A 23,245-nucleotide genomic window follows, 5' to 3' on the forward strand; every position below is an offset into this window, starting at 1 on the left:
TGATGAGAGTATTAATTTTAACTCAGCAGTATCCAAAAGAAGCTGATATATATAGAAATGGTTTTGTTCATACAAGAGTAAAACGATATTTAAACGAAACAAGTGATAATTATGAAGTATTTGTTCTAAATAATAGAAATAATAAGTACGTTTATGAACAAGTTAATGTACAAGAAGGTACTGCTGATAAATTAAGGGAGATACTTGATAATAAAACTTATGATAAGATAATCATACACTTTCTAACGTGGCAAATGATACCAGTACTTATAGAAGAAAAATTTATTAAAATTAAAAAATTAATATGGGTACATGGGTATGAAGCGTTGAGTTGGAAACGACGAATGTTTAATATTTTTAGTTCAGATTTCATAAAATATATTTATTATAATGAACTACAACTCAGATACTATAGAAAATATCTAAGTTACGATACCAATAGTACTTTTGTGTTTGTTTCTGAATGGATGAAGGATATCGCAGAGAAGGATATTAAAGCTAAATTTACTAACTTTGAAATTATACCTAACGGCATAGATACTGAAAAATTTAAGTATTCCTCAAAGGATTCATTGAAAAAGAATATTCTCTTAATAAGACCATTCAATAGTAGAAAGTATGCAACGGATGTTGCTTGTAAAGCTCTTGAGTTATTATCGAATGAAAAAAATTTTTCTGAATATTCGATAACAATTGTTGGAGAGGGACAATATTACGAAAAGGATACTAAGGCACTTAGACAATACAACAATGTTAGCCTAATTAACAGATTTTTAACATCAGATGAGATCGTGAAGCTTCATTCAGAAAATGGAATATTTTTGTGTCCAACACGTCAGGATGCGCAAGGAGTATCTATGTGTGAGGCGATGTCTAGTGGATTAGTGGTAGTTGCATCCAATAATACTGCGATACCAGAATTTGTAGACGATAAGACAGAGGGCTTACTATGTAAAAATGCAAAGGATATTTGTTCAGCAATTATAAAAATCAGCAATGATGATACTAGCTTTGATAATATATCTAGAAACGCGCGAAAAAGAATCTTAGAAAAATGTGATCTAAATGAAATTGTTTGGAGAGAATTAAAGTTGATAGATGGTGAAAATAAATGAATGGATTTATAAAAAAATTTTTTTCTTTCTCAATTGGGCCAATTGGGGGAGCAATTATTTCATTGATAACTATCCCTGTGACAACGTACTTTATTTCTCCTTCTGAATTTGGGAAAGCGGGATTATTTACAATGGTATATGGATTGGTTATTACACTATCCTATCTTGGTGTAGATCAGTCATACTCTAGAGAGTTTCATTATTCTAATAATAAGAAAATACTTTTTCAAAATTCTTTGTTGATTCCAGTGATGGTTAGTTGTATTTTTCTTCTTGTACTTTCTTTTTATAAAGAGAACTTTTCTCTATTTATCTTTGGAAATAGTAGATATTCATATATATCAATTTTATTTGGATTAGCAGTTATATTTGGTGTTTTTGAAAGATTTATTCTTATGTCAATAAGAATGGAGGAAAAAGCACTTGAATATTCAGTATTTTCAGTACTGCTTAAAATTGTAATATTGATTGTTACAGTTTTTTTAATATATATAGGGAAGAGAGACTTTACAGTTGTAGTATATTCAACATTGATTGGTCAAATGGTAGGAGATTTATACCTTATTGTTAGATATAAATCTTTATTTACAGATGTAAAATTTAAAAATTTTTCTTGGCCCTTAATTAATACATTACTCAGATTTGGTTTTCCGTTACTTGTTTCAGTGTCAGTGAATTATTTCCTAAATACAACTGGTAGTCTATTTTTGAGAATATACGGAACGTTTAATGATTTAGGAATTTATACTGCTGGACAAAAAATAGCTAATCTTTTAACCTTAATACAAGTTTCGTTTACTAGTTTTTGGGTGCCACTGTCATATAGATGGTATAAAGAAGGTAAGAGCCAAGTTCATTTTCAAGTTATTAGCGACTGTCTATTATTAATTGCAACTGTGGGTTTTTTTATTCTAGCGATATTTAAGAAAAACATTACCCTATTACTGTCTACAAGTTATTCAGATTCTCAATACATTATATGTTTATTAGCGTTAGTACCCATTTTATATACTCTAAGTGAAACAACAACTTTAGGAATTGTCTTTTCTAGAAAAAGTTATTTGAATATATATGTGAGTTTATTTTCAATTTTTACATGTTTAATTACATCTTTAATTCTAGTTCCCAAGATAACGGCAACTGGAGCAGCTTTGGCTATATCTATTAGCTATTTAGTTTTCTATTATACAAGAACTTACTTTTCTAAAAAAAATAAATTCCAAATTTCTGTAAAAAAACAATCTATGCAAATCCTAGTTCTCTTACTTGCGGGTATAATGAATTCCTATAATTTAAAATATATTATTCTATTAAACATCATATTGTTGTTTGTTAGTATGGTTATTCAGAGGGATACTTTGAGAACTATTCAAGATATCAGGAAAAATCCAATAAATTATGACTTTAGTTAGGAGTTAAAAATGAAAATAAAAATCATGACCATTTTCGGCACTCGTCCCGAAGCAATAAAAATGGCTCCATTGATAAAAGCAATTGAAAATGATGAACGCTTTGAATCAATCGTAACAGTCACAGCACAACATCGGCAAATGTTAGATCAAGTAATGGATATTTTTGATCTTAAAGCAGATTATGATTTAAATATCATGAAAGATGGACAAACATTGACGGATATTACGAGCCGAGTAATCAAAGAGTTAGACAGCGTATTGGTAGAAGCTAAACCTGATATTATTTTGGTCCATGGTGATACGACAACAACATTTGCAGCATCTATCGCAGGATTTTATCATCAAATAAAGATTGGCCATGTAGAAGCTGGATTGAGAACGTGGAATAAATATTCTCCATTTCCTGAAGAAATGAATAGACAATTGACTGATACACTAGCAGATATTTATTTTGCACCTACAGTGATGAGTAAATCTAATCTTCTCAAGGAAGGAAGACCAGAGGAATCTATATTTATTACAGGAAATACAGTGATAGACGCCATGGAATACACTATCAAACAAAATTATTCTAATGAATTGCTAGATAATCTAGCAGGAAAAAGAATTATTTTAGTCACAATGCATCGTCGGGAAAACCTAGGTCAACCAATGACGAATGTTTTTAAAGCAATCAATAGATTAGTTGAGAAATTTGAAGATGTGCATATCGTATTTCCAATGCATAAAAATCCTAAGGTAAGAAAAAATGCAGAAGAAACATTAAGTGACTCTAAACAAGTGCACTTAATTGAACCTTTAGATGTTATTGATTTTCAAAACTTTTCTAATAACAGCTATATGATTTTATCTGATTCTGGGGGTGTACAAGAAGAAGCACCTTCTCTTGGTGTGCCAGTATTGGTCTTGAGGGATACCACTGAAAGACCGGAAGGAATTGAGGCGGGTACTTTAAAACTGGTGGGAACAGAAGAAGACAAAGTTTTTGAAGAAGCCACTCTGCTGTTAAGCGATAAAGAAGAATACGAGAAAATGTCGCAAGCGTCCAATCCATATGGCGATGGTAATGCAAGTGAACGTATATTAGATGCAATTGCTTATAATTTTGGAATACAGCAAGAAAAGCCGATTGACTTTCAATAAGTTATTTTTAGAATTTTTATGTACAAAAATATGAACCTCAAATAATTTAATTTTCATCAACCCAAATCTGGAACAGAAAGCACAAGCTTCTGTTCCAGATTTTTTATTATTTTTTTGCTTATTTATTTTTTAGCCATGCTAAAGTACACGATAGCTTTTATCTAAAATGGAAAATGAAACTAATAAATTATAGTAGCGAGATACGTAAAGCATTTTTTACAGTTTTTCTAGCAATTGTTATCAATCGCAAATCAAATATCCTCAATTCTCCCCCATACGCAATACATAGGCGTCAAGCAAGATTCTCGCGATGATCTGGAGAGGCAAACGTGACCGTACTTCATAATCAGGGAAATAAGAACCTTCTGATTTGAAACCTACGAGATTGATCTCGCAATAGTCTTTCAGTGTAGAGGAATGATTGGCTGTAACTAGAATCGAACCAATCTCTGCATCATAGCAATTCTTTGCGGCGGTGACGAGTTCTTTTGTCTCGCCGTTCAAAGAAACAAAAATAACGCTGTCTTTCTTAGTCAGTTTCTGACTGATGCTTTTGATAATTTCTGGATCAGTATGCATTTGACAATTTTTTCCCGTTAATTGAAGTTTTACCAGCATTTCTTGGCCAATCATTTCTGAAAATCCTCGGGCAAAGACAAAAACCCGGTCAGCAAATTTGATTCTTTGTATCGCATCCTCAATGTTTCCGATTTCCAACATATTGATCGTACGTACCACTTCTTGTTCATTTTTTAGAATGGCTCGGCGGATACCTTTGTCTACTTTATCTAAGAAAGAAAAATTGATGTTCTTGTTTTCTCCTTCTTTTAGATGATGCTTAAACGAAGTAAACCCTTCATAGCCTTTCTTTTTCATTGTCCGCACAATGGTGGCTGTTGAGACATTTGCTTGTTCACTTAGTTTCACGATGGAGTAGTTAGGGATCTCTAGGATGTGGTGTTCGATAAAGTTCCAGAGGTACTGTTCTGTTTCACTTAATTTGTGATCCATATTCTTTCCTTCTTTCACCAAAAGTTAGTTAAAAAATAGCACGACGAGTTTATAAATGTAAAGGTTTTCTTTGTGTTGGGACGATTAAGAAAACATTTTCTCTTTCGCGTATTTCATAATAGAGTCAAGGAGGTCATTGGTTATGTCTATCTACACATGCACGATGAATTTGGCAATTGATCTATTTATTGAAACAGAGGAGATGCATCCTTTTATGGTAAATCGCACAAAAGAGGATGACATTCAGGCAAACGGAAAAGGAGTGAATGTGTCACTAGTATTAAAGATGCTAGATTTCCCAAGTACGGCATTTGGTTTTTCTGCTGGGTTCACAGGAAAGTATATAGAAGACTATTTACAGCAGAAACAAATCCAAACAGAGTTTATTGAAGTGCCTGGTATGACGCGTATCAATGTATTTACACAAGTCAATCAAACGGGAGAAGAATACAAATTAGTGAATCAAGGACCTGAAATACCGCAGACAGCTGTCCATAATTTTTTAAATCAAATAAGAGCATTACAAAAAGAAGATTATCTTTGTGTTTCTGGGAGTTTACCAAGAGGGCTGTCTCCAAAGGTTTTAATAGAAATCAGTCGGATTTGTCAGGAAAAGGGGATTCATTTGATTATTGATAGTAGTGATCAAGAAGTCATGGATTGTTTACCCTATCGACCGTTTTTGCTGAAACCAAACGAGGAAGAACTTTCTTCTTGGTTCGGACGAAAAATGGTTACAGATGAAGATTACTTTGTTTATGGACAACGACTAGTAGAGTTAGGTGCAGAAAATGTTTTGTTATCCCTCGGTGAGAAAGGAGCGATTCTTTTTACGAAAGACAGGGTGTTTAGAGGAAACTCGCCAAAAGGAAAAGTTGTCAATACAGCATGTGCAGGTGATACCATGTTAGGCGCTTTTTTAGCAGGATACATGAATCGACGACCACTTGATGAAACGTTACGTAAAAGCATAGCAGCAGGCAGCTCAACCGCTTTTCGCAAAGGATTAACAGATTTTTTAGATGTGGAGGAATTAAGTAAACAAATCAAAATCAGGGAAGAGAGGTTCGAAAGATGGGAAAATATCAACTAATTGCAGCAACCGGTTGTCCGACAGGAATTGCGCATACCTACATGGCGCAAGAGGCATTAGAACAAGCAGCTAGGAAAAAAGGCATCACGATCAAAGTAGAGACCCATGGACAAATTGGGATCGAAAATGAATTAACGGCTGAAGAAATCAAACAGGCGGATGCTGTCATTATTGCCGCAGACAAAGATGTCCATTCAGAAAGATTTGCGGGAAAACGAGTCATTGATGTTTCTGTCAGTACAGGAATCAAGGATGCACAACGGCTGATTGACGAGGCATTGGCAGGAAAAGGTACTGTCTTAGCAGATAATGAAGCTGTTGATACTTTAGAACCAGAAGTGATGAGTGGTGCTAATTTTGGTCGTAGCATCTATAAAAATTTGATGAATGGTGTCTCTCATATGTTGCCTTTCGTGGTAGCTGGCGGAGTATTGATTGCTATTTCATTTGCAGTTTGGGGAATCTATTCTTTTGATCCAGATCATGCACAATACAGTGCTACAGCGGCAATGGTAAAAGCAGTTGGCGATGCAGCAATGGGAATGATGGTTCCAGTTTTAGCAGCTTATATTGCAGAAGGGATCGCGAAACGTCCAGGGTTAGTCGTTGGATTTGTTGGTGGAATCGTAGCCATGAATGGCGGTACTGGATTTTTAGGAGGTATTTTAGCTGGGTTCTTAGCAGGTTATTTTATCTTATTTTTGCAAAAGCTACTGACAATTTTACCTAAACAACTAGATGGCTTGAAGGCAATCTTCTTATATCCAGTTATTGGTGTAGCATTTATTGGCATCGTGATGTCTTTGCTGGCAGGTCCAATGAAGGCTATAAATGAAGGAATGATGAGCTTTTTAGCTGGATTTGAACATTCGAATCCACTTGTTCTTGGCGTGATTGTTGGTTGCATGTGTGCGTTTGATATGGGAGGACCGATTAATAAGGCGGCATATGTAACAGGAACAGCTCTTTTGGCACAAGGAAACACGACTTTTATGGCTGGTGTGTCAGCAGCTTGTATTACACCACCGTTGATTACTGGTTTTGCTACTTTATTGTTTGGTAAATATTTTGATACCAATGATCGTAATGCAGGTTTGGTTAATTTTATTTTAGGATCAACTCATATTACGGAAGGAGCTATTCCGTTTGCTGCGAAAGACCCGATCCGAGTGTTACCCACGATGATGTTAGGCTCATCAATTGCTGCTGTCTTGACTTATTTGTTTGGCGTCCAAGTTCCAGCACCACATGGCGGTTTTTTAGTATTACCTGTAGTAACAGGAAAAATCCAATGGGTTACAGCGATTCTTATTGGTTCGATCGTTGGTGGAGTGATACTAGGATTAATCCAAAAGAAAAGAGTAACTGATAAAGACAAGAAGATGGATAATAAAGCAGCAAATCGTACAGTTATCGAAGAAGGAAGAGCAGGAGGCTTATCATGACAATCATTCATGAAGAGAACATTTTTTTACAACAGCCATTAGATAGTCAAGAAGAAGCATTTAAGTTTTTAGCAAAGCAAACATTCTGCTTAGGAATTGCTCATGACGAAAAAGAAGTATATCAAAAACTTCTAGAAAGAGAAAAAGAAGGTACTACAGGAATAATGTCAGGTTTTGCTATCCCTCATGCGAAGTCTCAAACAATCAACGAACCTAGTATGATTATCGTCACACTGAACAAAGGAATTGAATGGAACAGTTTAGATAGACAGTCAGTTGATTTTATTTTTGCGTTATTTATTCCAGATTCAGAAGCAGGAACGACTCATTTGAAATTATTATCTCTCGTTGCACGATCATTGATGCGAAAAGAGGTTACAGAACAGTTGAGAAAAGCAAAATCAAAAACAGAAATAGCCACAATATTAACTAAAGAAATAGGTGAAGATCTATGAAGAAGATGAGTATAGAAAAGCAGGAACGTTTGAAGCGATTGACGGATGAAGCTGGAATTATTAGCGCGTTAGCAATCGACCAGCGTGGTGCTTTGAAGAAAATGATCAACCAATATAAAGAAGCTACATCAGAAGACATCATCCAATTTAAACAGATGGTTTCTCAATACCTGACTCCCTATGCCTCAGCTATTTTACTTGATCCAGAATACGGCCTGCCTGCAGCAGCGCTTCGAGAGAAAGAATGTGGCTTGCTGCTAGCTTATGAAAAAACCGGCTATGATACGAAAATGCCGGGAAGATTACCTGATTTATTGAATATTTGGTCGGTGAAAAGGTTAAAAGAAGCTGGTGCGGATGCTTGTAAATTTTTATTGTACTATGACGTTGATGAACCAGCAGAGATTAATGTGCAAAAACAAATAGTTATAGAACGGATTGGTTCAGAATGCGAAGCAGAAGGCATACCTTTCTTTTTAGAGATCCTTTCTTATGATGCAACTATTGGCGATCCGTCTTCTCTTGCCTATGCAAAAGTAAAACCACATAAAGTTATTGAAGCCATGCGAGAATTTTCAAAAGAACGTTATCAAGTGGATGTATTGAAAGTAGAAGTGCCAGTGAATATGAGATTTGTGGAAGGATATGGGCAAGAGACTTGTTATAGTCAAGCAGGGGCATCCGCGTATTTCTATGAACAATCGAAAGTGACTGAACAACCGTTTATTTTTTTAAGTGCGGGAGTCAATGCTACGCTATTTCAAGATACATTACGTTTTGCAAAACAATCAGGTTCGACATTCAATGGTGTCTTATGTGGGCGAGCAACATGGGCGAAGGGAGTGGCACCTTTTGTTACCGAAGGCGAAGAAAAAGCGAGTAGTTGGATGTTAGAAGAAGGAAAACAAAATATTAAGGAATTAAGTACACTATTAGTAGAAACAGCAACACCTGTCTACGTTGATAGATAAGAAAAAGTTGTTTCTTCATAAAAAGATGCTGCTGCAATTAGATAGCGATCAATCGATGATTCAAATTAAACATTCACTTAAATAAAAATATCGACCAGATTTCTTTTTCAAAAATCTTGGTCGATATTTTTAATTGCTAAAACTGTTAATGAATTTTTATTACACTCTTATTTACTATCTACTTCCGCTTCTGCTGCTTTCCTGCGTTGCGGCCTTTGTTATTTGTACTGTTTTTTGGTTGTTTGATTTGTTTTGTTGCTTGTTTGTTGTTAGCTGGCTTTGCTGATTCTGTCACGTCTTTTCTTGGAGTGACGACTTGTTTTGGCGGGTTTTGTTTCAACTCTTCTGCCACTTGTGCTTTCAAACGTGGTTTCATCATAACGTTTGTGATGAATGTTTGCAGACAGCTGAACACACCACCGACTACCCAGTAAAGTGTAACACCGGCTGGCGCACTGATCGACATGAAGACGATCATAGCAGGAGAGACGATCAGCATCGTACGCATCGTCTTTTTCTGCTCTTCAGGAATACCGATTGTTGAAATATATCCTTGAAGCAGATAAGCGACCCCTGCAATGGCCACAAGCACCATACTTGGTGAGCCTAGATCGATGCCGTAAAAAGATGATTCACGGATACCTTCTGTGTAGCGAGCCGTAAAATACAAGGCAGAGAAGATCGGCATTTGGATCAATAGAGGCAGACAGCCGATTCCGCCGGTCATACTCAATCCATTTTCGCGATATACTTGCTGCATTTCTGCTTGTGCTGCCATTTGTTCTTCACGTGTTGTTGCAGCTTTTAGCTTTTGCTGTGCTGCTTCAACTTGTGGTTTTAACGCTTGCATTTTTTCAGATTGGATCATTGTTTTTTTCGATTGACTGATACCTAGTGGCAAGATGATGATACGAACGATCACAGTCATTGCAATAACTGCCCAGCCGTAAGACCAATTGAAATTCTCAACTAGATATGTAATCGCTTGGCCCATAGGATGGACGAGTACTCGATAAACGATTCCTGAAGTGTCAGGGTTTCCGTTTGAATCCATCCGCACACAGCCAGATAAAAAGAGCAGGATACTGACAAGTCCGGATCCCAATAACCAGTTTTTCCATTTATTCATAGAATACTTCCTCTTCTATAATTTTTACACAAACTTAACTATACTAAAAAAGCGCATGGAATTCAATCAACTTCATAGAAATTTCATATAAATATTCGTTCTTTTTCGTAGCGAAAAATTTTGAAAAAAGACAAAAAATCAAGAAAGAAATACTTAGAAAGAAAAGAGTGATTCCAAGTGTTTCTTTCTTATTTAAAAAACTAAAAACTTTTTTGTTCTGTCTGGAAAATATGGGTTAAGCAAATTTATTGCAAGTTATAGATCAGCTTTTTTACTACCTGTCTTTAATACTTGAGGCAAAGTGCCTCAAAAACAACCTTATCGACGGTGTTCAAAAGTCAGTTTCTCGGTATTAAGTCATTACATTTCAAAATATGAGAAGCTATTTTTAAAATGTTTCTCCTTAATACTCGAGGCAAAGCGCTTCAAAAACAACCTTATCGACGGTGTTCAAAAGTCAGTTTCTCGGTATTAAGTCAAATTTATGCAAAAATGTGGAAAGCCATTTTCACAAAATTTTCCTTAATACTCAAAACTAAGCGACTTTTTCACAACCTTATCCCACCACATCAAATTTCTTTCGTTCCTCAATCATCGGATCTTCTTGGACATCCACATACTGCACTCGTCCACTTGGGCTCGGAGACTTCTTGACTTCTTCGATAAATTTTTGGATGATGTCGTCATTTCCGATTGCTTCGATTGTGACTGAGCCGTCGTCTTCGTTTTTTACCGTTCCGGTCACGCCTAACTGATCAGCAACCATCTTGGTCATATAGCGAAATCCCACGCCCTGGACACGTCCTTGGACATTCATTTTAACTTTGCGCATGTTCGTCACCTTTCTTTCCTGTTTTATAAATCAATGATACCGATTTTTTTAGGATGAAACAAGCTCAAGCACCTATTCCATGATATAATCAGGTGAGGTGAAGGAATGTGAAAGAGATCCAATCAGCAAAAAATCCAAGAATCAAAGAATTAAAAAAACTACATAAAAAGAAATACAGAGAAGAAAAGGCAGAATATCTTTTGGAAGGGTTCCATCTGATCGAAGAAGCTGCGTCGTCTGATGCAGAAATAAAAGAACTTTTTGTGACACAGAGAGGTATGAAAGAATGGGGAGACTGGCTGGCTGTAAACAAAGAGATTTCTACTTTTCTAGTTTCAGATGAGGTCATGACCGCTATGTCAGATCTACCTACACCGCAAGGGATCTTAGCAGTGATGACGTTAACATCTGAAGATACGCCAGATTTTTCAGGAGGCTGGCTTTTACTAGATAATGTACAGGATCCTGGAAATGTGGGAACGATGATCCGTACGGCAGATGCGTTTGGTATGGCTGGTGTTTTATTAGGTAAAGGAACGGCAGATATTTATAGTACAAAGGTGCTGCGAAGCATGCAGGGAAGCAATTATCATTTGCCTGTGTTACAAAAAGATTTGGCAGATGTAATCCCTGTAATGAAAGGCAAAGGGTTTACGGTGTACGGTACAGAATTAAATGAAGAAGCACATGCATTAGACAAAGTAGAAAAAACAGAGGATTTCGCTATAATTATGGGAAACGAAGGTCAGGGAGTAAGTCAGGAAATCTTGTCTTTGACTGATCAGAACGTATATATCCCAATGAAAGGAAATGCGGAATCATTGAATGTCGGAGTCGCAGCAGGGATCGTTCTTTATCATTTTTCTTTATGATTAAGGAACTATTAAGCTTTAGCTATTTTATCTAGAGCGACTAGAATAATCCGAACACTGGTGGTATACTTAGATCAATTTCAGAAGAAAATGAAATTCAAAAAGGTGGCAGATCGATAATTATGACAGAAAAATGGCGTGAAGACGAAGAATATATGTCTTATGTACAAGATCTTTTAGAAACAGAAGCAGTGAAAAAATTAGCGAATTACACACAGCATGTTCATTCCACTCGTTTGGAGCATTCCATCAGTGTTTCTTACTATAGTTATCTGCTCGCAAAAAAATGGGGTGGCAATGCTAAAGCAACAGCGCGTGCTGGACTTTTGCATGATCTGTTCTACTATGATTGGCGTACGACGAAATTTGACGAGGGGACACATGCGTATATCCATCCAAGAATTGCTGTAAAGAATGCAGAAAAAATCACCGATTTGTCGGATCTTGAGCGAGATATCATTTTGAAGCACATGTGGGGTGCAACGATCGCACCGCCTAAGTACAAAGAAGGATATATCGTGACATTCGTGGACAAATACTGCGCAGTCAAAGAAGCGGCTCAGCCCATGTCTGCAAGTATGCGTAAGAGATGGCAACGTTACTTTGGCAAAGAATCCTCGATTTAACAGGTAAAACCAATAATAGACCATATTGAGGTTGTGACAGAAGTGGTCAGCTTCAAGAAATAAGAAGGAATTTACGAAAATTACTTCTCAAATTTTTGTGAAGTTTCGGCTTATTACCGCAGATGCAAGCTTTTGAACACCATTCATTCGAAACAAGGGACTTTGACACGACTTTTGTCACAGTCCTTTTTTCTGTTTGCAGTTGACTATCTGTTCAAGATACGGTTTACTTTTATTTATCGAATGAATCATGTACATAGAATAATAAGCATTAAAGGGGGTGATGATAAGATGCAAAACGTATCTTATTTAAAAGAGTCCGGGATCTTCAGGTAACACATACTTTGCAGAAGATCACTTTTTTCTACAAAGTATGCACTTTGGTTAGAAGAAAGGACTTTAAAATCATGGAACAAACAATAAAACCATACCAATATTTTTTTATAAAAAGAGAAGTAGAACAGTTATTAAATGCGTACTCATCTGTCAATGATCCAAAAACGGTACAAACAGTTCAGGCACTAGCAGCTGAAAAGATTCGAGACATATTAGATCACGAACTGCCAGAAATCGATACATTTTTAACGACAGTTTTAGACGTAAAACTGACAAAAGCGCAAGCAGAAAGAGCATTGGAGGAGCTGAAGCAAATCGTTCAGCCGTTTATGCAGCCTAGCAAACCACAAATCGAGAAATTATTCCGAAAAGTGAAAAAACTCAAACAACCAGCTTGGAATGAAATCGACTTGCAAGAACATACGTACATCGGCTGGAATGATCCAGGTACGCAGAAAAAATTCATGGTCTATTACGAAGATGAAAAATTAAAAGGGATTAGCGGTACTTTATCACCAACGATAAATAAGGGAATCTGTGCAATCTGTCAGAAAACATCGAATGTTTCGCTTTTTCTTTCTACAACGAAAGCAGGTTCTGATGGCACGTATACGAAAAAGGGGAATTATATTTGTCATGATAGTGACCAATGTAATCAACAGTTAACGAAATTGGCTCCTTTCTATGAATTTGCTGAACGTGTAAAGAAAGAACGATAATTTTATTGTTTTTTACAGAAAAATATGCTATCTTTTAATGGAAGTGAATAGGTGATGGTGTTCGCCTTTAAATGCTAACGAAAGATAGCTAATGACGCCTACTAAAGTCTGGGGACAGCCCCTTTCTTTAGTAGGCGTTTTTTTATTGAGGAGGAATTTTTTATGGAAAAACAATTACCGAGTCCAGTACGCATTTTAGTGTACATGCTGAAGTGGCTGGTGATCACAGCGATTCTCGGTATATTCATGGGGAGCTTGTCTGCTTTTTTCTTAAATAGCCTGACAGTTGTGACAGATATCCGACTATCACATCCTTGGCTCCTTTATCTACTACCAGTTAGTGGTGCGCTTTTTGCTTATCTCTATGCGTATCACGGCGGTCTTTCTAGTCGTGGAAACAACTTAGTGATCGATCAAGGAAATGGTGGAGAAGAAAAAATCCCGTTGCGGCTTATTCCACTTACACTGTTTGGAACCATAACTACCCATTTATTTGGGGGATCTGTTGGCCGTGAAGGAACAGCAGTTCAAATGGGGGGAGCGTTAGCAGATAATACAGCACGTTTGTTCCGATTGGATAAATCAGAACGGGAAATCTTGATTATCAGTGGAATCAGTGCGGGTTTTAGTTCTGTATTTGGCACACCTTTAGCTGGAACATTATTTGGATTAGAAGTGTTGGCAATCGGGAAAGTCCGAACAGAAGCGATCTTCCCTAGCTTCTTTGCTGCACTGTTTGCAAATTTCATGACGGAAAGCTATGGTGTTTCTCATCTACATTACCAAATGGGTGTGATTCCTGAATGGAGTATGTTGCTGTTCTTCAAAGTTTTTGTTGCTGGGATTGCTTTTGGTTTGATTGGCTGGGTATTCAGCCGTTCGATCGTCTTTTTAAAAGCACGATATGCACAATGGATTCCTCATCCTGTTTGGCGAAATACGATAGGTGGAGCTGTAGTTGTGGCAGCAGCATTGATTTTGCAAACACAACGTTATCTCGGATTGAGTCTTCCGTTACTTCAAGAATCATTTAATGGACAGGCACATGTCTATGATTTTATTGGGAAGTTATTCTTCACAGTTTTGTCTTTAGGCGCGGGATATCAAGGGGGAGAAGTGACACCATTGTTTGAAATTGGTGCAACGCTTGGTGCAGCACTAGCGCCTTTGCTCCATGTTTCTGTTCCTTTTCTTGCAGGATTGGGCTTTATCGGAGTATTTTCTGGTGCGACAAATACACCGATTGCCTGCTTTGTGATGGGGATCGAATTGTTCGGTTCACAAGCGGCAGTATACTTCTTTATGATCTGCTTGATCAGCTTTATGTGTTCAGGCAACAGCGGTATTTATTCTGCTCAGCAAGTAGCGGTCAAAAAAGGGATACTCTTTTTGCCAATAGTTAAGAGAATGAAAGAAAAAAACAAGGTGTGACATATGTTTTGTCACACCTTGTTTTTTTAGAAAAGTAAAGTAATCAGCGATAAGAATGCGGAGCCTGCGAAAAGCAATCCGCAAATGATCATATGTCTTTTTTTGTTCATCATCAAGATGGCGATGTATTCTCTCAAAAACGCATTAGGCAAGTAGTAGAAAGCTGTTTTTGCACCAATACCATTTGCTTTCAATTTGGCTTGTCGCGCATAAAGACCGGCTCTAAAAATGTGGTAATTGTTGGAACTGAAGATCGCGCGGTATGGCCCTTTCATTTGCTGATCCATGATTTCCTTTGAATAGAGCATGTTCTCCAAAGTGGTTGTCGAATTGGTTTCGACAAGAATGTCTCTTTCAGGAATTCCTTGTTCCATGGCATATTGTTTCATCGCAATGGCCTCTGGCACTTTTTCGTCTGCTCCTTGCCCACCAGACATCAATAAGATGGGCGGATTTAATGTAGCACGGCTTTGAGCCCGATAAAAAGCAATTGCCTTATTGATTCGCTTGGCTAGAAGAGGAGAAACTGTTTCTCCATTGATCAACCCAGCGCCTAACACAACGATGAAGTCTTGATTGTATCGAGGCCGGTTGAACTGATACAAGAATGAGACAGTCAAAAAGTTGTAGAATACGATAAATAGATAGATCAAGATCAGGGGAACGCAGAAAAACAAAGCATTTATCCATTGCGGCAAATATTTTAACAAGAAAAAGTCAAAAACAAGAAACAGTGTAAGAAAAATGGCTAGTATCAACGTTAAAAGATTAGCTAATGAATGCGATTCTCTACGTAAAACTGTGACCCCGTTCCAAAAAAGAAAAACAATCAATCCATAAATACCAAATAAAAGGACAAGTAGCAATGGAATCGTGATCAAGGCGATCAGTCCGCCAAGGAAAATATTTTGCGTTTCATACAGCAAGACAAACAAGTAGATGCCGAAACTGATGAGGAAAACATTGAATAAAAGACCATTCAGCAGCCTTCGTTTTTCTGTGAAATAAGAAAAAGCAAAGATACTAAAGAACAACAATGGAATCAAAAAATAAAAGGTCGAATAAAAAATTTCCAACACGACAAAATAAGTTAAGATTACCGTAAATGTCCACGTACTGCCGTAAAAGAACAAGGAAGGATCCTTCTTCTGTTTTCGCCAATAAACGATAGAGAATACCCCAATAAGATAGAGAACTAAAAAGATCAGATCTCTGGTTAGATTCATAAATTCAACTCCTTTTTCTTATACAGTATAACGAAAATAGATGAAAAAAGCTGTTATTTAAACTAGAAAAAGCAAAAAAACATCTTTCCGATGGAAAGATGCTTTTCTTATTGTTCAATTAAAACAAGTTGCCGAAAAATTCTGCGACGCGTCGCCAGCCAATCACGAACATATTCGCTTTTTCCACTGTTTTATCCGTAATGATCTCTGTCGATGGCGCATTGTTGTCTTCTAAATAACCTAATTTATCGTCTGCCAAGGTGATCGTAGCGGTACCGATTTTTGTACCTTTATCCATAGGTGCTTGGATCTCGTTGTCAGTGACTTGCTTCTTGTCAAGTGTTGGCGTGATCGTTAATTTGCCAGTATCCATATCGTTTCGTACCCATACTTTTACAGGGCTTTTAAGCACAACAGGAACTGTTGATTCTTTTCCGTCTTTTACATCAATGGTTTTTAGGCTAGGAATACTTGCGTTAGCTTTTCCGAGCTCTTTTTCTGACCAATTGTCATAGCAGTAGTCCATCAAACGGTCTGTTTCATTGAAGCGGGCACTCGGGTTTTCCGCATGGCCGTCCGCATTCAATACGACAGTGATGATCCGTTGATCGTTTTTAGTGATCGTACCAACGAAACAAGCACCTGCAAGCTCAGTCGTACCAGTTTTTAATCCGTCCACGCCTTCCTTGTAATTAACGAATCCTGGGAGCATCCAGTTCCAGTTGACCATTTCCACTGGTGATTGCGTATTTTCGCCAAACATTTGGGTCGTAGTACTTGATACATCCAGTATTTCTGGGAAATCCAAGATCAAATGGCGGGCAACGATGGCCACATCTTGAGCAGACATTTGATTTTCGTCGTTTTCTCCAGTGCCTTCTGGTCGGTTTTCGCCAAGATAAGAGTTGTTCAATCCTGATGCATTAACGATCGTTGCATCTTTGATTCCCCAATCTTTCAATTGTTCTTTCATTCTTTCAGTGAATTTAGCTTCGCTGCCAGAGATTTTTTCTGCCAAGGCCACCATTGAAGCATTGGCTGACTGGATGATTGCAGAGTCGAATAATTCTTTGACAGTGTAGGTGTTTTCTTTATGCAAAGGAACATTCGATAAATCTGGGGTGATACTCAAATTTTCTGCATAATCTGAAATCGAAACTTTATCATCCCATGATAGTTTTCCTTCTTTTACTTGATCAAGGACGATGTAAAGACCGATGATTTTTGTGATTGAAGCGATCCCCATGGTTTTTTCTCCATCTTGATCATAAAGAATCTTACCGCTTTGCGCATCTACAGCAAAAGCTGCTTTTGCATTTACTTTGAACGTATCTTCAGCTTGCACAGCAACAGCTGGTAGAAAAGAAGCAAGGCAAAGAATGAGACTAGCCAATAATAGGACTAGACGTGTTTTTTTTATGGACATATCCGATCTCCTTGTAATTAATTTGTTTCGCTACAAATTAAAATTTTATCAGAGAGGGGAGAGAGTTTCAATGTTTCTGAAAAAACTTTAGGATAAGAACGCGCGTTATGGAAGTTTAGCGGTCGTTTTTACGTACTTTTACAGGAATAGGCTGTGTTTCCGCATCTAATAAGCGGGAAGCGCTGAAAGCAAATAAACTGATAATACTTAATAAACTGAAAATCATAATCAAATGCATAAGATCCACCTCTTTTATTCTTTTTCTTAGTTTATCAGCATTTCATGAAGAATAGTTGAAGACTGGGGCTAAATAATTGAGGAAATTATGAAGATAACTTAAAAAAATAGCTAAATTTAAAACCGTAGAAACCGTTTTATTTTTTTAGATACGTTTTATTGTATGGAAAAATAGTGTTGTGGTAGACTTTAGATAGAAACAAAGGAATGATTTTTTTAGGAGGGGTACGTTTATGGCAAAAAAGGATAAAGAATTATTGTCACAATTGACTTCAGAAGGCGCTAAAGGACCATTCGTCACGATCATGCTGAATACGCATGTCGCCCATCAAGATGTGGAAAAAGATCAGATCAAATTCAAAAATTTTGCGAAAGAAGCAAAGAAACGTTTTGAGAAAAAATATTCCGAACATGACTGGTCCCCGTTCCAAGAAAAAATTGAAAATTTGTTAGGAGATCCTTCGTTTTGGCGTAGTGCAACTACGAGTGTAGCGGTCATTATAACTGCTGACCAAACCTATATCCATCGTTTGAGTATCCCGGTAGACGATCAATACTATGTAAGTGATCTTCCTTATTTACTGGCTATTATCAAAAATGGGCAGTTCAACTATTCTTATTATTTATTGGGATTGAACCGCGACTCCATGAAATTGTATGAGGTCAGCAACAAACAAGTAAAAGAAGTATCTCTACCAGAAGGGGCACCGGTTGATGTCGTTACTGCATTGGGATCTGAACTGACAGGTGGCGGTTTGAACTTCTCTTCTAATGGAGGAGGCGGAGCCCGAGATGGAGTAACTTTCCATGGCGTAAATCCAAAAGATGAAGAAGTAGAGATCGATTGGGTCAACTATTACCAAGCTGTTGATACGTACTTGAAGGATTCTTTCGAAAATCCAGAACAATGGCCGATTTATTTATTCGCTCTACCAGAAAATCAGACGATGTTCAAAAAAATTGCTAAAAATCCCTATTATTGTGCAGACGTTGCGATTTCTGCTTCTCCTGCGCAGCTATCCTTTAGAGATATCGAAGAAGGGGCGAAGAAGCTGTCAAGTGAACTCGCAGCTCAAGAATCAAAAGAATACAATAAACTCTTAGATAAGAAATTCATCGATCAGTTAGTTGATATCGTTCCAGCTGCGAAAGAAGGAAAAGTGTCACATTTATTTATCGCTACGTCAAACTTAGCTGATGGTTTCGGTGAAGATCCTGAAACAGAATATGATCGGCGTCAAGTGTTGAATGCATTAGCAGATGATGTGATCATTAATGGCGGAAAAGTGTTTATTTTGGATCAAAAAGATGCGCCAGATGAAAAGAGTCTGACAGCAATTCTTCGTTATTAAAAGAGGTTGTGAAATCAGTGTTTTGACCTGAGTATTAGAGAAACAAACGGAAAAATAGTTTCACATATTTTTCCGTTTTTTGAGCTAATACCGAAGGTCAGCTGATTAAACACCGTGTATGAGAGGTTGTGAAAAAGCTGTTCTGCATCAAGTAATAAGAACAGCAAGCAAAAATAGCTCTTCATATTTTTTGTTTGGTGGGCTTATTACCGCAGATGCAAGCTTTTGAACACCGTTTAAGGAAGAGGTTGTGACAGAAGTGGTCAGCTTCAAGAAATAAGAAGAGATTGACAAAAATTATTTCTCAAATTTTTGTGAAATTTCGGCTTATTTCCGAAGAAGCTACTTCTGGAACACCGTTTAAAAAAGAGGTTGTGACGTGGTCACGACCTCTTTTTGACGATTATGATACAAAAAACATCATTTATGAACAAAATGTGAATAACGGGCGTTCTTGAGATATGATTTTAATTGGGAAAAACTTATCGATAAGGAGGTCTTTATGAAAAAAAGACTGTTATGGTGTTTGCTGTTTCTATCCCTAAGTTTAACAAGTCAGCCAGTTTTTGCTGAAGAAACACAGCGGTCTCCTATTACAGGCACACGTCTGTACAAAAATGTTTATGTACAGACAACAGATCTTGATTCTGCGATTCCTGAAACAGAAGAACGGTCTTTGCAGCCAAGATTTGGTTACTTTTGGTACTGTCCGACCTGTGATTATGAAAGTTGCTGGCATTTCTTACATTCTACAGCTGCAGCTTTTGCTTTTACTCATACTCAGAAATATGATGGACATCATCCTGTTATTTATGAGGTATAGATATGAGCAAAAAAGAAAAACTAATCTCGTTGATCGTATTGGTTTGCCTTGTTCTTCTGGTAACTGTCATAGGCTATCAGAAATACCATGAGAACATCAGACCTACTAAAGAATCTTCCCCAGCCTCGACCGTTGAAACAGAACCGATAAGTAGTCAGAAAGAATAATTTTTTTAGTTTAAAAAAGAACATCAGAGCAAAAAAACACCAACTGAACAATATGTCGTTTATTTTAAAAAAAGTTCGGTTTTTCACTTTATGTAATCGCTGAGAAAACTTTTTTTAATAAAAAAAGTCGAAAAACTCTAGCTTTTTTGTAAACGGTATGATATACTATAGGAGTAGTTTTTGTTCGGTAATCTGTGGTAGCTTGTTTCAAATAAACATCTTCCAGATATACACCATTCAAGTAATTGCAAAATATGTGTTGATACACAAGGAGGATTTTTATTATGGAAACAGGTACAGTAAAATGGTTTAACTCAGAAAAAGGATTTGGATTCATCACTGCAGAAAACGGAAACGATGTATTCGTTCATTTCTCAGCTATCCAAGGCGACGGATTCAAAACTTTAGAAGAAGGCCAAGCAGTAACTTTCGATGTTGAAGAAGGCCAACGCGGACCTCAAGCAACAAACGTTACTAAAGCTTAATTAACCTATACTAAAAAATAAACGCCCAGACATTTGCGTGTCTGGGCGTTTTTGTCTATTTTCTTTAAAAAGCGATGAGAGTATTTTTCTGCACTTTGTAGTATAATTTCAAAAGAACATTAGAGGCAGGAGAAGAGGAAGATATTTTGAAACCAAGAACTTATGCAGTCGTTGATATCGAAACGACTGGGACGAATCCAAAAGAAGATCGGATCATCCAATTTGGCTGCGTCATGATTGAATCAGGTCGGATCACTTCACGTTTTTCGATCGATATTCATCCAGGGCGGAAGATTTCAAAACAAATCCAGCATTTAACAGGGATCACGAATCAACGCGTCCAAAAAGCGCCTTATTTCGAAGATGTCGCCCAAACGATTTACAATCTTTTGGCAGACACCATATTTGTCGCGCATAATATTTATTTTGATTATAATTTTTTGAACCATGAACTCATGCGATGCGGACTTCCTAGTTTGAAGATACCAGGCATCGATACAGTAGAACTTGCACAAATTTTCTTGCCGACGGAACCAAGCTTTCGCTTAGCTGATTTGTCAGAAAGCTTTGGATTTATTCATGAGAATCCTCATCAGGCAGATAGTGATGCCGAAGTGACAGGTCAACTTCTTTTGCTGATCGAAGAACGGATGAGAAAATTGCCAATCATCACGTTAGAGCAGATTGCGCGATTAAGTAGACACACAGGTATGGATACGAGTCGTTTCATTTATCATGTGATTGAAGAAATGAAAGAAAAACCAGAGCCACTTGATCCCTCATTAGAAATCGTCGATGGGCTAGCTTTGCAGAAAAAAGAAGTGGAACTATTCACATCCGTCCATTATGGCGAGCGGACATATCCAAGAAAAAAACAAGCAAAAGAAAAAATGTTTGGTAAAACACTGATGTATCGAAAAGAACAGAACAGACTGATGAATGCGGTCTACGACCATTTCACAAAAGATGAATCAAAAGATTTGATGATCGAAGCAGCTACAGGAATGGGTAAAACAATCGGTTATCTGCTGCCATTGAGTTATTTGGCTACACCTGAAAAACCCGCTGTCATCAGTACCGTTTCGCTAGTTTTGCAGCAGCAGATCATAGAAAAAGACATTCCATTGCTGAATCAATTGCTAGATCAGCCCATACAACCTGTAATTATCAAAAGCTATCGCCACTATATTGACCTGCAGCGATTTAAAGGCACACTTGTGGAACCGCCAGAACAAAAACAATATGCTTTGTATCAAATGGCGGTCTTAGTTTGGCTGACGCAAACGAAGACCGGTGATTTGGATGAATTACATTTAACAAATTTGAACCATTCATTCTTTGCAGATATCGCGCACAGAGGTATTGGATTTTTAGCAAGAAATCAGTCATTTTACGAACAAGACTTTGTTCGTTTCTTGCAAAAGAAAATCAGGCAAAGTAATTTTTTGATTGTCAATCATGCGTTTTTAGTACAAGAAACACAGCGAAAAGAACCATTGCTTCCAGCTAGTCCATTTTTGTTGATCGATGAAGTACATCATTTGCCGGAAATCGCTGAAAAAGTAAATGACAAACGATTAAGTATTAACTATTTCCATAAACAAATCCAGCAATTAGAAGAACCAAATCAGCTGTTTGACCGAATACAAAGCTATTTACCGAAAGAACATGAAGCCTTACGCTGGTTATCGATTTATCGAGAAGAACTTTCTGCGCTATGCGAAGCACAGATTTGTATGGCAGAAGGATTAATGAGTTTAGTGAGCGGCAAGCAACCTAACGGACAGTATCCAGAAGAAGTCATGATGACAAAAGAGATGTTGGATCAGCTGCCACTGGAATCTGGGACAGCCATTGATCACCTGCAGCTTTTTTATCAGGAGATCCAGCAGCTACAGTCACAAATGCGTCTGACTTTTGAGATTATCCAAGAAAGCTGGACAAACCAGATGCGGATCGATTTAGCAAGTTTATATAGCCTATTTGATCAATTAGACAAGCAGTACTTGCTGATGGATCAATGGCTGGAAGACTGGCGAGATCATTTGATCCATTGGTTCGTTCCTGGGAACACAGCGCAGCAGATGATTTTTCATCTCCATGATTTTCAAGCGGCTATGTTGCCGTCGACTGTTTGGTATCCTCGATATGATCGTATTCTTTATATTGGAGGAACGCTGAAGATCGGCCCTAATCGACACTATCTCTCTAAGAGGCTTGGCATTGAAGCAGCACCTCTTAAAGTGATTGCCTCTCCTTATGATTATGAGAAACAGGCAAGGATCTATGTGCCAAAAGAGGCACCTGCCGTCCATCAAGTCAGCAATCAAGCATATATCGATTATTTAGAGACAGCACTTACAGGTCTGATCGAACAAGAAGATCGGCCAATACTTGTGTTATTCACTTCTCATGATGTTTTGCAGAAGGTCTATCAGAAAATGCATCTGTCCATGCTAGAAAAAGGACGAGAAATACTAGCTCAAGGGTTTGGCGGAAGCCGGGAGAAGCTTTTGAAACGCTTCATTTTGTCAGAAAAAAGCGTATTGTTTGGCGCTGACAGCTTTTGGGAAGGTGTAGATTTGCCTGGAGATGCTTTGCAGATCGTTGTAGTCACACGTTTACCCTTCGATAATCCGCTTCGCCCGATGGTCAAAGCTAGGAACGCTTATTTAGAATCAGAGGGGATCAATCCTTTTTACCAGGAATCCGTACCTAAAGCAGCTTTGAAGTTACGCCAAGCATTAGGTCGCTTGATAAGGACGGAGACAGATCGTGGCGTATTGCTTATTTTGGATCGAAGACTAGTCACTGCAAAATATGGTGCACGGATCATCCATGCATTACCGAAAAAAGTACCGATCAAAGAGCTAGCTATGGAGGAAATCTATCAGGACATCCATGAATTCTTAAAGAAAAATGAAGAAGGAAGTTAGAGG

21 protein-coding genes and 1 riboswitch are annotated in these 23,245 nt (G+C 37.5%); of the genes, 15 read left to right on the top strand and 6 right to left on the bottom strand.

All coding sequences use genetic code 11. The features are described 5' to 3' along the window. Positions 1–2: 2 nt before the first annotated feature. The 3 genes from IGL31_RS04025 to wecB are packed head-to-tail and all read left to right on the top strand — an operon-like array spanning position 3 to position 3,670. The gene (locus IGL31_RS04025) at positions 3–1,115 is read left to right on the top strand and encodes a glycosyltransferase family 4 protein (protein ID WP_179189375.1); all 1,113 of its coding nucleotides are present in this window, start codon (positions 3–5) and stop codon (positions 1,113–1,115) included. Then, positions 1,112–2,527: a lipopolysaccharide biosynthesis protein gene (locus tag IGL31_RS04030; protein ID WP_086299792.1), complete on the top strand. Its 1,416-nt coding sequence runs from the start codon at positions 1,112–1,114 to the stop codon at positions 2,525–2,527. Before IGL31_RS04025 ends, IGL31_RS04030 begins: the two co-directional genes overlap by 4 nt. Before the next feature lie 9 nt (positions 2,528–2,536). After that, positions 2,537–3,670 (top strand): non-hydrolyzing UDP-N-acetylglucosamine 2-epimerase, encoded by a 1,134-nt coding sequence (gene wecB, locus IGL31_RS04035; protein WP_086299791.1) that lies wholly within the window; start codon positions 2,537–2,539, stop codon positions 3,668–3,670. 261 nt (positions 3,671–3,931) lie between these two features. Here wecB and IGL31_RS04040 read toward each other — a convergent pair whose 3' ends face one another. Next, complete coding sequence (locus tag IGL31_RS04040) at positions 3,932–4,681, bottom strand: MurR/RpiR family transcriptional regulator (RefSeq protein WP_002329464.1); 750 nt, start codon at positions 4,679–4,681, stop codon at positions 3,932–3,934. Between the two features lie 142 nt (positions 4,682–4,823). On the opposite strand from IGL31_RS04040, the gene pfkB reads away from it, so the two are divergent. From pfkB to lacD, 4 genes are read left to right on the top strand one after another with little or no spacing between them, the layout of a single operon-like run. Next, positions 4,824–5,774 (top strand): 1-phosphofructokinase, encoded by a 951-nt coding sequence (pfkB, locus tag IGL31_RS04045; RefSeq protein WP_086299790.1) that lies wholly within the window; start codon positions 4,824–4,826, stop codon positions 5,772–5,774. Continuing rightward, positions 5,756–7,219, top strand: coding sequence for a PTS fructose transporter subunit IIC (locus tag IGL31_RS04050; protein WP_086299789.1), 1,464 nt, complete (start codon positions 5,756–5,758; stop codon positions 7,217–7,219). The genes pfkB and IGL31_RS04050 overlap by 19 nt, the downstream gene beginning before the upstream one ends. Next, on the top strand, positions 7,216–7,674 hold the full coding sequence (locus IGL31_RS04055; RefSeq protein ID WP_002330075.1) for a fructose PTS transporter subunit IIA: 459 nt from the start codon (positions 7,216–7,218) through the stop codon (positions 7,672–7,674). Before IGL31_RS04050 ends, IGL31_RS04055 begins: the two co-directional genes overlap by 4 nt. Further along, positions 7,671–8,645, top strand: coding sequence for a tagatose-bisphosphate aldolase (gene lacD, locus IGL31_RS04060; RefSeq protein WP_086299788.1), 975 nt, complete (start codon positions 7,671–7,673; stop codon positions 8,643–8,645). Before IGL31_RS04055 ends, lacD begins: the two co-directional genes overlap by 4 nt. 178 nt (positions 8,646–8,823) lie before the next feature. Here lacD and yidC read toward each other — a convergent pair whose 3' ends face one another. Then, positions 8,824–9,774 carry a membrane protein insertase YidC gene (gene yidC, locus IGL31_RS04065; protein WP_002302193.1) on the bottom strand — a complete coding sequence of 317 codons (951 nt, stop codon included), beginning with the start codon at positions 9,772–9,774 and terminating at the stop codon, positions 8,824–8,826. 556 nt (positions 9,775–10,330) lie between these two features. Then, entirely contained in the window at positions 10,331–10,606 is a 276-nt protein-coding gene (locus IGL31_RS04070) for an acylphosphatase (protein WP_002289551.1), read from the bottom strand. A gap of 107 nt (positions 10,607–10,713) precedes the next feature. Between IGL31_RS04070 and IGL31_RS04075 the strand changes: the two genes are divergently transcribed. The 4 genes from IGL31_RS04075 (at position 10,714) to IGL31_RS04090 (ending at position 14,590) form a co-directional block, all read left to right on the top strand. Then, a complete protein-coding gene (locus IGL31_RS04075; protein ID WP_002327792.1) occupies positions 10,714–11,478 on the top strand; it encodes a TrmH family RNA methyltransferase in 765 nt (254 codons plus the stop codon). A 122-nt stretch (positions 11,479–11,600) separates the two neighbouring features. Further along, on the top strand, positions 11,601–12,104 hold the full coding sequence (locus tag IGL31_RS04080; RefSeq protein ID WP_002289559.1) for an HD domain-containing protein: 504 nt from the start codon (positions 11,601–11,603) through the stop codon (positions 12,102–12,104). A 407-nt stretch (positions 12,105–12,511) separates the two neighbouring features. Then, positions 12,512–13,159 (top strand): FusB/FusC family EF-G-binding protein, encoded by a 648-nt coding sequence (locus IGL31_RS04085; RefSeq protein ID WP_002323864.1) that lies wholly within the window; start codon positions 12,512–12,514, stop codon positions 13,157–13,159. 41 nt (positions 13,160–13,200) lie between these two features. Next, positions 13,201–13,267, top strand: a riboswitch (Fluoride riboswitch). Positions 13,268–13,321: 54 nt separating this feature from the next. Beyond that, complete coding sequence (locus IGL31_RS04090) at positions 13,322–14,590, top strand: voltage-gated chloride channel family protein (protein ID WP_002306246.1); 1,269 nt, start codon at positions 13,322–13,324, stop codon at positions 14,588–14,590. Between the two features lie 26 nt (positions 14,591–14,616). Here the strand turns inward: IGL31_RS04090 and IGL31_RS04095 are convergent, their stop codons facing one another. The 3 genes from IGL31_RS04095 to IGL31_RS04105 all read right to left on the bottom strand — a co-directional run bounded on the left by IGL31_RS04095 (position 14,617) and on the right by IGL31_RS04105 (position 17,480). Continuing rightward, positions 14,617–15,816, bottom strand: coding sequence for a YdcF family protein (locus IGL31_RS04095; protein WP_002302199.1), 1,200 nt, complete (start codon positions 15,814–15,816; stop codon positions 14,617–14,619). A 118-nt stretch (positions 15,817–15,934) separates the two neighbouring features. Further along, a complete protein-coding gene (locus tag IGL31_RS04100; RefSeq protein ID WP_002302201.1) occupies positions 15,935–17,242 on the bottom strand; it encodes a serine hydrolase in 1,308 nt (435 codons plus the stop codon). Between the two features lie 115 nt (positions 17,243–17,357). Next, entirely contained in the window at positions 17,358–17,480 is a 123-nt protein-coding gene (locus IGL31_RS04105; RefSeq protein WP_002296297.1) for a hypothetical protein, read from the bottom strand. 232 nt (positions 17,481–17,712) lie between these two features. Here IGL31_RS04105 and IGL31_RS04110 point away from each other — a divergent pair, with 232 nt between their 5' ends. The 4 genes from IGL31_RS04110 to IGL31_RS04125 all read left to right on the top strand — a co-directional run bounded on the left by IGL31_RS04110 (position 17,713) and on the right by IGL31_RS04125 (position 23,242). Continuing rightward, positions 17,713–18,831, top strand: a complete 1,119-nt coding sequence (locus tag IGL31_RS04110) for a hypothetical protein (protein WP_002294874.1) — start codon at positions 17,713–17,715, stop codon at positions 18,829–18,831. A gap of 502 nt (positions 18,832–19,333) precedes the next feature. Further along, positions 19,334–19,654, top strand: a complete 321-nt coding sequence (locus IGL31_RS04115) for a hypothetical protein (RefSeq protein WP_002323868.1) — start codon at positions 19,334–19,336, stop codon at positions 19,652–19,654. A 451-nt stretch (positions 19,655–20,105) separates the two neighbouring features. Next, on the top strand, positions 20,106–20,306 hold the full coding sequence (locus IGL31_RS04120) for a cold-shock protein (protein WP_002288762.1): 201 nt from the start codon (positions 20,106–20,108) through the stop codon (positions 20,304–20,306). 146 nt (positions 20,307–20,452) lie between these two features. Further along, entirely contained in the window at positions 20,453–23,242 is a 2,790-nt protein-coding gene (locus tag IGL31_RS04125) for a helicase C-terminal domain-containing protein (protein WP_086299787.1), read from the top strand. Positions 23,243–23,245 lie beyond the last annotated feature (3 nt).

Source organism: Enterococcus sp. MSG3290, assembly GCF_050555565.1.
GTDB lineage: Bacteria > Bacillota > Bacilli > Lactobacillales > Enterococcaceae > Enterococcus_B > Enterococcus_B faecium.

Excerpts from the sequence above, each read along its gene's own strand:
- IGL31_RS04025 (WP_179189375.1), top strand. The coding sequence starts at position 3 with ATGAGAGTATTAATTTTAACTCAGCAGTATCCAAAAGAAGCTGATATA.
- IGL31_RS04030 (WP_086299792.1), top strand. The coding sequence starts at position 1,112 with ATGAATGGATTTATAAAAAAATTTTTTTCTTTCTCAATTGGGCCAATT.
- wecB (WP_086299791.1), top strand. The coding sequence starts at position 2,537 with ATGAAAATAAAAATCATGACCATTTTCGGCACTCGTCCCGAAGCAATA.
- IGL31_RS04040 (WP_002329464.1), bottom strand. The coding sequence starts at position 4,681 with ATGGATCACAAATTAAGTGAAACAGAACAGTACCTCTGGAACTTTATC.
- pfkB (WP_086299790.1), top strand. The coding sequence starts at position 4,824 with ATGTCTATCTACACATGCACGATGAATTTGGCAATTGATCTATTTATT.
- IGL31_RS04050 (WP_086299789.1), top strand. The coding sequence starts at position 5,756 with ATGGGAAAATATCAACTAATTGCAGCAACCGGTTGTCCGACAGGAATT.
- IGL31_RS04055 (WP_002330075.1), top strand. The coding sequence starts at position 7,216 with ATGACAATCATTCATGAAGAGAACATTTTTTTACAACAGCCATTAGAT.
- lacD (WP_086299788.1), top strand. The coding sequence starts at position 7,671 with ATGAAGAAGATGAGTATAGAAAAGCAGGAACGTTTGAAGCGATTGACG.
- yidC (WP_002302193.1), bottom strand. The coding sequence starts at position 9,774 with ATGAATAAATGGAAAAACTGGTTATTGGGATCCGGACTTGTCAGTATC.
- IGL31_RS04070 (WP_002289551.1), bottom strand. The coding sequence starts at position 10,606 with ATGCGCAAAGTTAAAATGAATGTCCAAGGACGTGTCCAGGGCGTGGGA.
- IGL31_RS04080 (WP_002289559.1), top strand. The coding sequence starts at position 11,601 with ATGACAGAAAAATGGCGTGAAGACGAAGAATATATGTCTTATGTACAA.
- IGL31_RS04085 (WP_002323864.1), top strand. The coding sequence starts at position 12,512 with ATGGAACAAACAATAAAACCATACCAATATTTTTTTATAAAAAGAGAA.
- IGL31_RS04090 (WP_002306246.1), top strand. The coding sequence starts at position 13,322 with ATGGAAAAACAATTACCGAGTCCAGTACGCATTTTAGTGTACATGCTG.
- IGL31_RS04095 (WP_002302199.1), bottom strand. The coding sequence starts at position 15,816 with ATGAATCTAACCAGAGATCTGATCTTTTTAGTTCTCTATCTTATTGGG.
- IGL31_RS04100 (WP_002302201.1), bottom strand. The coding sequence starts at position 17,242 with ATGTCCATAAAAAAAACACGTCTAGTCCTATTATTGGCTAGTCTCATT.
- IGL31_RS04105 (WP_002296297.1), bottom strand. The coding sequence starts at position 17,480 with ATGCATTTGATTATGATTTTCAGTTTATTAAGTATTATCAGTTTATTT.
- IGL31_RS04110 (WP_002294874.1), top strand. The coding sequence starts at position 17,713 with ATGGCAAAAAAGGATAAAGAATTATTGTCACAATTGACTTCAGAAGGC.
- IGL31_RS04115 (WP_002323868.1), top strand. The coding sequence starts at position 19,334 with ATGAAAAAAAGACTGTTATGGTGTTTGCTGTTTCTATCCCTAAGTTTA.
- IGL31_RS04120 (WP_002288762.1), top strand. The coding sequence starts at position 20,106 with ATGGAAACAGGTACAGTAAAATGGTTTAACTCAGAAAAAGGATTTGGA.